This window comes from Luteolibacter sp. Y139 (assembly GCF_038066715.1).
Lineage (GTDB): Bacteria > Verrucomicrobiota > Verrucomicrobiia > Verrucomicrobiales > Akkermansiaceae > Haloferula > Haloferula soli.
The window spans coordinates 191,676-202,406 of the sequence record NZ_JBBUKT010000008.1; the positions used below are offsets into that span (position 1 = coordinate 191,676).

Annotated in this window: 8 protein-coding genes; 2 read left to right on the forward strand and 6 right to left on the reverse strand. The window is 62.8% G+C overall.

Annotated elements, in window-relative coordinates; all coding sequences use genetic code 11:
• Positions 1–64 precede the first annotated feature (64 nt).
• Both WKV53_RS19485 and WKV53_RS19490 read left to right on the forward strand, forming a co-directional pair.
• The gene (locus tag WKV53_RS19485; RefSeq protein ID WP_341406464.1) at positions 65–2,869 is read left to right on the forward strand and encodes a hypothetical protein; all 2,805 of its coding nucleotides are present in this window, start codon (positions 65–67) and stop codon (positions 2,867–2,869) included.
• 52 nt (positions 2,870–2,921) lie between these two features.
• On the forward strand, positions 2,922–3,677 hold the full coding sequence (locus tag WKV53_RS19490) for a sulfite exporter TauE/SafE family protein (protein ID WP_341406465.1): 756 nt from the start codon (positions 2,922–2,924) through the stop codon (positions 3,675–3,677).
• Between the two features lie 6 nt (positions 3,678–3,683).
• On the opposite strand, the gene WKV53_RS19495 is transcribed toward WKV53_RS19490, so the two are convergent.
• From WKV53_RS19495 to dprA, 6 genes are all read right to left on the reverse strand, one after another.
• Positions 3,684–4,403: a M50 family metallopeptidase gene (locus WKV53_RS19495; protein WP_341406466.1), complete on the reverse strand. Its 720-nt coding sequence runs from the start codon at positions 4,401–4,403 to the stop codon at positions 3,684–3,686.
• Between the two features lie 952 nt (positions 4,404–5,355).
• On the reverse strand, positions 5,356–7,875 hold the full coding sequence (topB, locus tag WKV53_RS19500) for a DNA topoisomerase III (RefSeq protein ID WP_341406467.1): 2,520 nt from the start codon (positions 7,873–7,875) through the stop codon (positions 5,356–5,358).
• A gap of 127 nt (positions 7,876–8,002) precedes the next feature.
• Positions 8,003–8,470, reverse strand: coding sequence for a hypothetical protein (locus WKV53_RS19505; protein ID WP_341406468.1), 468 nt, complete (start codon positions 8,468–8,470; stop codon positions 8,003–8,005).
• Positions 8,471–8,542: 72 nt separating this feature from the next.
• A complete protein-coding gene (locus WKV53_RS19510; protein ID WP_341406469.1) occupies positions 8,543–9,022 on the reverse strand; it encodes a hypothetical protein in 480 nt (159 codons plus the stop codon).
• A 125-nt stretch (positions 9,023–9,147) separates the two neighbouring features.
• Positions 9,148–9,561 carry a hypothetical protein gene (locus WKV53_RS19515; protein WP_341406470.1) on the reverse strand — a complete coding sequence of 138 codons (414 nt, stop codon included), beginning with the start codon at positions 9,559–9,561 and terminating at the stop codon, positions 9,148–9,150.
• Positions 9,562–9,623: 62 nt separating this feature from the next.
• Positions 9,624–10,724, reverse strand: a complete 1,101-nt coding sequence (gene dprA / locus WKV53_RS19520) for a DNA-processing protein DprA (RefSeq protein WP_341406471.1) — start codon at positions 10,722–10,724, stop codon at positions 9,624–9,626.
• Between the last annotated feature and the right edge of the window lie 7 nt (positions 10,725–10,731).

The window sequence follows — 10,731 nt, forward strand, 5'->3', positions numbered from 1 at the left end:
AAGTTCCCCCCCCAGAACTGATAAAACGGCTCTTCGTCTCTCCCCCGACAGAAGGCCGCTGGTTATGACCCCGTCCGAACTGCTCCTCCTCTGTCTGTCCCCCCTGTTGCTCGCGCCGGAAACCCAGGCGCAGTCCCCCGGAGTGCAGTCGGGCGGGAAGCCGGCGGAACTGCGATCCTCGGATTGGCGGGAGATCCGTGCAGCCCGTGAGGCGGCTCGCCATGCCATCGTGCCAGAGGCGGACAGCGGCTTTCGCGCGCCGAATCCCGGCCAGGAATGGCAGGCGAAGTTCGATGCCTCCGGCTTCACGGTCACCCCGGATCACGGCACCTGGACTTGGGGACTGGAGCTTTCGGGGGCGGCTCGCGGCGCCATCGAAGCCAAAGGCGGCAGCATCACTCACCGTCGCGATGACCGGATCACCGAGTGGTTTGTCAATGACCGACATGGTCTCCAGCAGGGATGGACGATCCGGGAGCCAGCGGCAAAAGGAGCGCTGTGCTTGCAGCTCCGTGTGCGCGGTGGTCTCAAGCCTCAGCTGGACCCGGACCGGCTCGGCGTCGCTTTCCAGGATGCCCATGGGGAGAATGCGGTCACTTACCGCGGCCTGAAGGCGTGGGATGCGGATGGCCGCGATCTGCCCGCCAGCTTCACCTTGAAAGGTGCCAGCCAGCTCGTGCTAACCGTGGACGATGCCGGAGCGCGCTATCCGGTCACCATCGATCCGATCGCCCAGCAGGCCTACGTGAAGGCCTCTAACACCGAGAGCGAGGACGGCTTTGGAACCTCAGTGGCCGTTTCGGGAAACACCGTCGTGGTCGGCGCTCCCTTGGAGTCGAGCAATGCCACCGGCGTGAATGGCAACGCTTTCAACAACAACGCACCGGCCTCGGGCGCGGCCTACGTTTTTGTTCGCAATGGCGAGACGTGGTCCCAGCAAGCCTACCTCAAGGCCTCCAACACCGGTGATGGCGACGGCTTCGGATGGTCCGTCACCATCTCTAACAACACCATCGTGGTCGGCGCTTACCAGGAGGATAGCAACGCCACCGCGATCAATGGCAGTGGTTCTAACAACAGCGCCTCCGCAGCAGGCGCGGCGTATGTCTTCACCCGCAGCGGCACCACCTGGACGCAGCAGGCCTACCTCAAGGCTTCAAACTCCGGGGCAGGGGATCTCTTCGGCTCGGTGGTAGCCTTGGCTGGAGACACCGCGGTCGTCGGCGCGAACCGTGAGTCGAGCCAGGCGACCGGGATCAATGGCGATGCCTCTAACAACGCGGCCTACGCTTCCGGCGCGGCCTACGTCTTCGTGAGAAGCGGTAACACGTGGACCCAGCAGGCCTACGTGAAGGCATCGGACACCGCTGCCGGAGCCGAGTTCGGATCCTCCCTCGGGATTTCGGGGGAGTCGATGGTGGTGGGTTCTCCCTTGGCGGCGGGTGGGGCAGGGGCTGTCTATGTCTTTGTTCGCAGTGGCACGGTGTGGAGCCAGCAAGCCCGCCTGCAAGCGTCTAACAGCGCGGCCTCCTCGTGGTTCGGCCAGGCGGTCGGAATCTCCGGCGACACCGTGGTGGCCGGTGCCCCCGGCGAGGCGAGCAACGCCACCGGCGTGAATGGCAACCAAGCCAACACCTCCGCCCAAGACGCGGGCGCCGCCTATGCCTTCACCCGGACTGGCGTCACATGGACCCAGCAGGCCTATCTGAAGGCCTCCAACACCGCGGCGAGCGATGGCTTCGGTCGCACGGTTTCGTTGGAAGGCTCCGCCTTGCTCGTCGGCGCGCCCGGAGAGGACAGCGCCGCGACCGGCATGGATGGCAATCAGGCGGACAACACCGCCGCCTCATCGGGCGCCGCCTACGCCTTCTCGAGGGTCAATGGCTCGTGGAGCCAGTATTCCTATTTGAAGGCCTCGAACACCGGGGCAGGGGACGAGTTCGGCAAGTCGCTGGCCATGGCCAATGGCATCGTGGTGGTTGGCGCGGCCCGCGAGTCGAGCAATGCCCTCGGCATCCAAGGTCTCCAGTCGAATAATTCGGCCTTGTGGTCGGGAGCGGCCTATCTGTTTACCATTCCCGTGCTCGGAGTCCCTGAGATCGCGATGTGGCATCAGACCACCGAGCTCTTCGACGCCGGGGCCGGCGTTACCTTCGAGCCCGTGATCAGCGGCACCAGTCTCAGTTGCACCCTGAAGATTCGCAACATCGGCAGCGAAACGCTGCTGCGCGGCACCCCGGTCATCACCGGTCCGGACGCGGCGCGCTTTTCCGTCAATTTCACCGGCTTGCCCACCGACTTCGCCAGCGGTCAGGAGGGCACGCTGGTGGTGACCTTCACCGCACCGTCGATCGCCACCTATCATGCGACGCTGGAGATCCCGAGCAACGATGCCGACGAGTCGCCGTTCGAGGTTCCCTTCACGGCCACCATGATGGCCGCCGCCGATCTCTATCCCGCCTGGGCGGCAGGCGAGGGCCTGACCGGGCCCGCGGCGCAATCGACGGCTATTCCTTTCCAAGACAGCGTGCCGAATCTCCTCAAATACGCCTTCAATCTCGATGGCGACCGTGCCGATACGCGGTGCCTGATACCCGGGACGGGAACCGTGGGACTGCCGGCATTCCGTCTGGTCGGCAGCGGGGCGCAGGCGGTGCTGCGCGTCGAGTATCTGCGGCGGATCGGCAGTGGCTTGACCTACACCCCGAAGGCCTCGACCTCCGTTTCTCCCGGATCATTCGTCCCGATGGTGGGGACAGTCACCGTCACTCCCGTCAGCCCCGGTTGGGAGCGCGTGATCATGTCCGAGCCTCGGAATCCGGCGATCACGCCGCGGGTCTTTGGCATCGTGGAGGTAACTCTTCCCTGAGGTGCCATGCGCGGCACTTGCTCCGCTTGAGGTGGCCACGTAAGGCCTTGCCGTGCCCGATGGTCCCGCTGCCCTAGCCCTCGCCATGCTGGCGGCCTTTTGCATCGGCATGTCGAAGGCTGGCTTCAGCGGCATCTCGTTGATCGCCGTCTTCATCATGGCCGAGCTGTATGGGGCTGTCCCATCGACCGGCATCATGCTGCCGCTGCTGATCGCCGCGGACCTCGCGGTCTATCCGGCCTTTCGCAAGCACGCCTCGTGGAAGCCGGTCTGGAAACTCCTGCCCGCCACACTCGTCGGGCTGGCCATTGGCATCTGGCTGCTGAAAGTGATCCTCACCCAACAGGGATCCGATCAGATCGCCCGCCGCGTGATCGGCGGCTGCATCATGGGAATGGTCGCCCTGCAGGCATTGCGCGCGTGGAAGCCGGACTTCGCCGAGCGCATGGCGAACTCGCGGGCCTTCGGCACCGCTGCCGGCGTCACGGGAGGCATCACCACCATGCTTGCGAATGCGGCCGGGCCCGTCATCCAGCTCTACCTGCTTTCCCGCCGCATCCCGAAGATGGAGCTGCTTGGCATCGGCGCGCGCTTCTTCCTGCTGGTCAATCTGATCAAGGTCCCGCTCAGCGGCAGCTTCAACCTCATCACCCGGGCCACCTTGCTGGACAACCTGAAGTGCCTGCCTGCCATCTTCGTCGGGATCTGGGTTGGCAAGTGGCTGGTCCAGCGCGTCTCGCAGCGGATCTTCGAGTGGATGGTGATCGTCTTCTCGCTCCTCGTCGCCGCCCGCCTGCTGCTGGCGTGAGTCGAATCACTGCCAGTGATACTCCTTCATCGCCTGGTAGTTCTTCCAGGCGAGGTAGCCGAAAAAGAAGATCGTGTAGGTGGAGTCCCGCCACACGAATCCCAGGATGGCTGCGGCCACCGCCGTCGCCACACTGATTTGGAAGGCCCGCTTCTGCGGCGTCACGAACAGTTGGGCGATCTGGCCGCCGTCCAGGGGCAGGATCGGCAACAGGTTGAGGATTCCCCACCAGAAGTTGATCCACAGCATGCTGTTGAGCAGCGACATCAGCGGCGGGCGGTTCTGAATGAACTCCATCGTTTCCGAGGAGACGGCAGAGTCGGTAATTCCGAATAGCGAGAAACCCGCGAAGGTGGCGGCGTCGTGAACGCCGAACATGGACACAAGGATCACGAAGATCAGGCCCCCCAGGAGAAAGCCCGCCCCGGGGCCTGCGGCGATCATCCAGAATCGGCCGCTTCGCGTGAATCGTCCACCATGGTTGGTGGCCAAGCCGCCCAGAGCCCACAGCTGGATCGTCGCGTAGCCACCGCCCAGCCGTCGGCCGGTCAGGGCGTGACCGAACTCGTGAACCAGGATCGAAATCGTGGCAGCGAGGACGAAGATCAGCACGTACTGCATCGCCTCCGGCGTGGCGCTGAAGAGGCCTCCGCTGAAGTAGGCGGTGGCGAGCCAGAACCACGGTTGGATTTCAACCGGGACGCCGAAGAGAGTGAAACGGACCATGGGCGCCGGAGGAAAGACCGGATCCCCACCCGGCGCAAGGGCCGCGCCCGCCTCGGCTAAAAAGGTCACCCGGCCAAAAAAAGCCGCCCGGCAAAGGGCGGCTGGATTTTCCGGAGCAGTCCGCCCGGCGGATCGGGGAGCTGACCCGCCGGGCGGCTGACACGGTCGACACACACACTTCGGGGGGGAAGTCGGCGGCGTGGATCGGGGGGAATCAAGCTGCCGGGTGTCTCGGAACTTCTCTCGGGATTGGGGGGAATCCGTCGGTCAGTCCATATGTTCCTTCGCGGCGGGCTGGGGGGAACCTTTCGCTCGGGTGTCCGGTGAGGGACGGGCGGAGTAGAGGGGAGAATGGTTTAACTAGCAAGACGTTTTTGTGAGAGAAAAAGCCTTGCATGGTATATGATGACGGGAGGCCGATATTCCCGGGGATGAGGTATTTCAAGGCCTTGATTCCACGTGGAATAAGGGTTTCCGAGTGTTTTATTAAGGTGTGTTAAATGTTAGATTATGTCGACCTGCTGTAGATGTTTGATTCAAGTGAATCTTATAGAGCCCGTGTGAGGTCCAAAATCGGCGGATTTTGAACGGAAGCGGAGCTCAGGCGTCGTCAGAGCGAAAATCGGGCCAACGCCGGAGTCGTTAGATCACGACAATACCGTGATCGCGTAATGCGGAATTCTCCCATTGCCCACCATGTGCTTCGAATCGCGGGGTTCCCGCAGATGGTAGCGGGACGACTGCGTCGTTCCGGCTGGGTGCGGACCGCACCGGCAATGTGGGCGGCGATCAAGTGGGGGATTCCTTCCAACTGGAGGGACACAATTCTTCGGCTAAAGGAAAACCGAAGGATCTTCAGGGAGGTGCGAATTCCGCTACTCCGCTAATTCCGCCTATAGGCATACCGGATTAGCGGAGTGCTTCCGCGCGCCATCCGAACGACCGGCCAGGCTCAACTTCCCTTCGCCGCCTTCGGCGCACGCGGCGGGAACTCGAAGCCTACCTTGCCGTCGGCCAGGGAGAAGGTCAGGAAAGCATCGAAGCCGCGCTTGGTCTTGTTCGAGACGAAGCCCTTGATCAGCTCGGTCTTGCCCTCGGCCAGCATCTTGACCACCTGCTCCTGCGGGACTTCCTTCTGGAGGATGGTCTTGCCGATGCGCACACCTTCGGGGTCCTTCTTGGTCTTCAGCTCGGGAATCAAGTAGGCCTTCTCCGTGCCGTAGATCTTCACCTGACGGCCATCCGCCAGCGATGCCGTGCCGACGATCATTTCGTCGGTGAGTTCCACATCGGGCTCGTCCTTGTCGCCGAAGACGAAGTTGATCTTGAACTTGTCGTCGAGCTCCAGCGCCGCATCGAAGGGCTTGTTGAACTTGCTCTTGAAGCCTTCCAGTGGGCCGACCAGGCGCTTGCTGAAAAGCTCGCGTGCCTCGTCTTCCGAAATCAGGCGGCCGGCGATGTACTTCTTCGCCTTGAAGCCGCAGTCGGGCGTCCGGCACTCGTAGGATTCGTCGGTCTGCTTGAGTCCCTCGGTCCCGCACTTCGGGCAGGTGGCCTGGAGGTCGGGGAAGGCGCGATTCTTGATCTCGGCAGCGAGAGACTTGGCACGGACCACGATGTCCTTCGTGTAGTCCTCGATCTCCTTCATGAACGCGGCGCGCTGGAGTTGGCCGTGTTCCATCTGCCGCAGCTTGTACTCCCACTCGCCGGTCATGGCGGGCGAGGTCAGGCCGGCGATCTGCATCTCATTCAGGATGTGGATCAGCCGCATGCCGTTCGGCGTGACGTGCAGGTCGCGGGCATCGCGGACGATGTATTTCTGCGCGATGAGGCCTTCGATGATCGCTGCGCGGGTGGCAGGCGTGCCGAGGCCGCGCTCGGACATGGCTTCGGCCAGCGCCTCGTCATCGACGAGCTTGCCGGCGCCTTCCATGGCGGAAAGAAGCGTGGATTCCGTGAAGCGGGCGGGCGGCTTGGTCTGCTCGTGCTTCACCTCGATTTCCTTCACCGGGGCTTTCTCACCGGCAGCGACCTGGGTGAGCTCGTCCTTGCCGGAAGCGACACCGGGGCGGCGACCGTAGACTTCGAGGTAACCGGGCTTCACCAGCACGCGGCCTTCGGTTTTGAAAGTGTCCGTGATGTCGCCGGTCGCGATGCGGGTCAGACGGGTGGTTTGCTCGAACTCCGCGCTCGGGAAGAACACGGCGATGAAACGCTTCACGATCATGTCGTAGAGCTTCTCCTCGGTGTCGCTGAGCTTCACGAACTTGCCGGTCGGGATGATCGCAAAGTGATCGGAGACTTTCTTCGAATCGAACACGCGCTTCGACTTGTGGAAACGCGGCCCGCTCTCCTGTTTCCCATCAAGCACGGCCCGGGCGTATTTCGCCACGCCGAGGTCGGAGCTGGCGATGTCGCGCAAGGTCTCGCGCACGGTGTCCCCGTAGTCCTCCGGCAGGTAGCGGGAGTCGGTACGAGGGTAGGTGATCATCTTGTGCTTCTCGTACAGCGCCTGGGCGATGGCGAGCGTGCCCTTTGCGGTGAACGGAGCCTCGCGTTGCAGCGTGGTCAGGTCGTAAAGCTGCGGGGAGATCTGTGACTGCGCCTTCTTCTCCTCGGAAACGGTGCCGGTCTTCCCATCGCAGCGGGCCTTGACTGCCTCCGCTGCGGTCAGGTCCCAAATCCGCTCCGGGCGGCCGTGTGGGTTGGCTTCGTTCCGCTTGAAAGCCTCGTCAATCCACTTGCCGAGGTAGTCGCCAGCAGCGACGCCGAAGGTGGCGTGCACTTCATAATAGGCGCTCGGCTTGAAGGCCTGGATCTCGGCTTCACGGGCGGACAGGATCGCCAGCGTCGGCGTCTGGACCCGGCCGGCGGCGGTGATGTTGAAGCCACCGTGGCGGGAGCGGAAGCAAGTCAGGGCGCGGGTCGCGTTCAGGCCGACCAGCCAGTCGGACTCGGAGCGGCACTTCGCGGCATCGGCCAGCGGGCGCATTTCCTCGTCGGAGCGGAGTTTTTCCCAGGCATCGATGATCGCCTGGTTGGTCATCGACTGCATCCACAGCCGTTTCACCGGCTTCTGGATCCCGCCGATGTCCATGATGTAGCGGAAAATCAGCTCGCCCTCGCGGCCGGCGTCGCAGGCATTGACGACTTGGTCGACATCCTTGCGCTTGGCCAGCTTGAGCACTTGTTTCAATCGGGCCTCGGAATCCGGGATTGGATCGAGCTCGAAACGGTCGGGAATCGCCGGCAAAACCTCGAATTTCCAAGGCAGTTTCTTGCCGTTCGGGCCGGTCGGCATGCGCAATTCGACCAAATGGCCGACGGCCGAGGTGATGATCGCGTTGTCGTTCTCAAACCACGAATCACGGCCGGATCCCTCCTTCTCGAACTTCCCCAGAGCCTTGGCCAAAGCCTTGCTCAGGTCGGTCATCACGGAGGGCTTTTCAGCTATGATAAGGATTTTACCCATGAAATTCGGCAGGTCGGTCGACGGCGACGCACTAGACGTGCCGGGGCCAACTTGGCAAGGGCATTCCTGAAACCGGCGGCCAATCCCCGTAGGGGATGAAAATTTTGCCCGCCGGCATTTCCCCTTATTAATACAGCGGTTTTGCTCCCTCCGGGCCCGCCAGAAGCTCGTCCCGCCAGCCATTCGCCAATTTCGTCCTCAATCGCATGGAGAACCCCAAAAGGACGAATCCCGACACCGAAAACAAGATCCAGAGCAGCGGGAAAGCCGGCTCCCCGGTGAAAAGGGAAATCATGGACAGGACGAAAAACCCCACCGAGACCGCGGCGAGGAGCTGATCGAGGATTTCCATGGCCACATAGGCTGGCAGCCGGTGGCCCGGCATCCGGTAGTGGTGGGAACCATTCAGCCACGAGACCGTTGCTACCATCGTATAGCCGATGAGATTTGTCATGAGGGATGCCCAGAGCCATTTCAAGCTGATGAGCCGTCCTGCCGAGGGCATGGCGATTAGGTAAACCATGCTCGCCATCGTGGCGAAGAGGCCTCCCAGCCACATGAGCACGCTGGGCAGGCCGAGCAGCATGGTGGCCATGACCCGAATCGCGCGCGGCATCGCGACTGGTGCTTCTATTTCTTCGATCCTGTCCATCCCGGGCCCTCCTTCCTAGCTGCCGGTGCCAATCGGGGAAGTCGATTCCGCGCGCCAGATGCTCCCCTTTGACCGGAGGGTTCGGTGGGTTGTCACCAGCAAGAGAATCATGATTGCCTCAAATAACGTCCAAACCAAGCAGAGCATCGCTTTTTTGTCCGCAAGCGAGCACATTGCGGCGAGGGCACCGCCCACGACTGCGACGGCCAGCAACCCCTCGAGTAGCTCGAGGCCGAGATAGCCGGGGAGCCTCGCACGTGGCATCCGATACCGCTTGCCGCCATTGATCATCTCCACGGTGGCGACCATGGCGAAGCCGATCGCAGAGCAGACGACTGATCCTGCCAAAAAAATGAGCGCCGGGAGCTGCTCGCCGGGCGGACATTTCACGAGCGCCCAAGAGGAGAAGAGGCAAGAGACCATCCCGACAATCCACATGAGGCCGCCGGGAATCCCGATGAGGAGGAATGCGATGGCGCGGACAAACGGAGGCATGGCGTCTGATGGTAAGGCGCTAGGCGGGCCGGGGGCAACTTGGCAACGGCTTCCTGAGACCGGCTAGGATCCCGTAGGGAAAAATTTGCGGAAATGGACCCGGATCGCCCGGCAGGTGGGTGGTTTCAGAAGCGTTCTTCCTTCTCTTCCGAGACCCATTTTTTTCTGTGGGAACGGTAAAACACGGTAATGGCAATGCAACCCGAGGCGGCGACGAGGATCATGGCGGCCAGTCGCAAATCAAAGGTTCCGCTGAACAGGTCGACTACTAGGCCAGACAGGCAACCTATGAAGATTCCTCCGAGCAGAAACGCCGTGAATTGGTAGCCGATGAGTGCGGGAAGTCGTCTGGTGGGAAGGAGTTCGTAGTGCGCCCCGGTGAGAAATCTGCCGGCGTGGAACATCAGGAAGCCAACGCAGGAAACCGCCGCCGATGCTCCAATGTGGATTGCTCCGTCAGGCCAAAAGATGTCCAAGCCGACCGACGTGGCAGCGACGCTGCCGATGAAGGTGACAAAGCCGCAAAGCCAGAGGATCATTCCCGGCCATCCCAAGAAGAGAACAAAGATCGAGCGCCTGAAGAGCGATGACTGCGTCGAATTCATCGCTTCACGTAACGGAACCCCGGCAGCGCCCGGACCAACCTCCGCATCTCCAGCTTCATGAGCGTGGCCGAGACCGTTTGGGCGGGCAGTCCGGTCCGTTCGATCAAGCGGTCCACGCCCGATTCTCCCTCGCCGAGTGCCGAGAAAACCTTCGCCTCCTCCGGCGGAAGCTCGGGCACGGCTTGGCTGTCGGCTTCCTTGACGGATGACTGCCGGGCGAAGGGCAGCTCGCCGAGGTCGTCGGCGATGTCGCTGGCGTCCATCACCAGCGTCGCGCCGTCCCGGATCAGCTTGTTGCAGCCGGTGGAGGTCGGCGCATTGATCGGCCCCGGCACGGCATAGACCGGCCGGCCGTAGTCGCTGGCGAGATTCGCGGTGATCAGCGAGCCGGACCACGCCGGGCACTCGGTCACCAGCAGCGCCTCCGACCATGCGGCCACGATGCGATTTCGCTGCGGGAAGGTCTGCTTGTCCGGCGCGGTGTGAAGCGGGAACTCGCTTACCACCGCGCCATGGCCGGAGGCGATCTTCTCGGCAAGCCCGAGGTTTTCGGCGGGGAAGAGCTTGGCCAATCCCGAGCCCAGCACCGCCACCGTGCGGCCGCCCGCAGCGAGCGCCGCCTCATGCGCCACCGTATCAACACCACGGGCCAGGCCGGACACGATCGTGAACCCGGCGTGCGCGAGTTGATAGGAGAGCTTCTTAGTCGCCTCGCGGCCGTAGTGAGTGATGCGCCGCGTGCCGACCACGCCGATCGCATGGCGGTCGCGTTCTTCCAACTTCCCCCAGACGTAGAGGAAAAGAGGCGCATCGTAAGCCTGTCGCAATGCCGGGGGAAACGTGGGATCCGCAGGGGTGACCAGCGAAAGCCCGCGCTGCTTCACTTCTAGCAGCTCCTTCGAAGGATCGGCGTGATCCTGCCATTTCAGGAGAATGCCCGCTGTTTCCGCTCCGATGCCATCCACCTGCATCAGTTTGTCCTTCGTCGCGCTGAGCACGTCCTCGGCGGAATCAAATCGTTCTAACAGACGGCGGACCCGCACCGGTCCGATCTTCGGCAGCAGATTGAGGGCGACGAGGGCTTCGAGGTGGGTCATGGGGGAG